The sequence below is a fragment of the Photorhabdus africana genome, from assembly GCF_035181445.1.
In the GTDB taxonomy this organism is placed as follows: Bacteria; Pseudomonadota; Gammaproteobacteria; order Enterobacterales; family Enterobacteriaceae; genus Photorhabdus; species Photorhabdus laumondii.
Genome location: NZ_JAXBVE010000212.1, coordinates 1 through 361 on the forward strand (window position 1 = coordinate 1; position 361 = coordinate 361).

Annotated in this window: 1 pseudogene; it reads left to right on the plus strand. The window is 62.0% G+C overall.

The window, feature by feature from the left end:
• Positions 1-361, plus strand: a pseudogene (locus SLS51_RS23445) (ImcF-related family protein); the annotation flags it as partial.

Genomic DNA, 361 nt, shown 5'->3' on the forward strand with positions numbered 1-361 from the left:
CCTGGAGAAAAAAGGCCTTGCCCACTGGCGCAAGGTGTTGACGCCGTGGCTGGCGGAGTACAGTGAGGTGGTGTTGCTGCGCGGGTTGATGTTCAGTCTGCCGCTGAAAGCAACCCCGGATGCAGGCCCGCAAAGCTGGTTGCCCGATTTTGCCTGGCAGGGGGTGTTGGCTGACAGTCGGCACCGGCACGGCAGACGGGTTGGATGGATCCAGAAGCGCAACGTCTATCGTGGCCTGATGGTGCTGGCTTTATTGTGGGGGGCCGGGACTGTGCTTTCCTTTTTCACCAACCGCGACCAGATAGCGGTGGTCAACGCGGCAATGACCGACCTGAAAGCCCGCCCGGAAGCGTCCGACGCC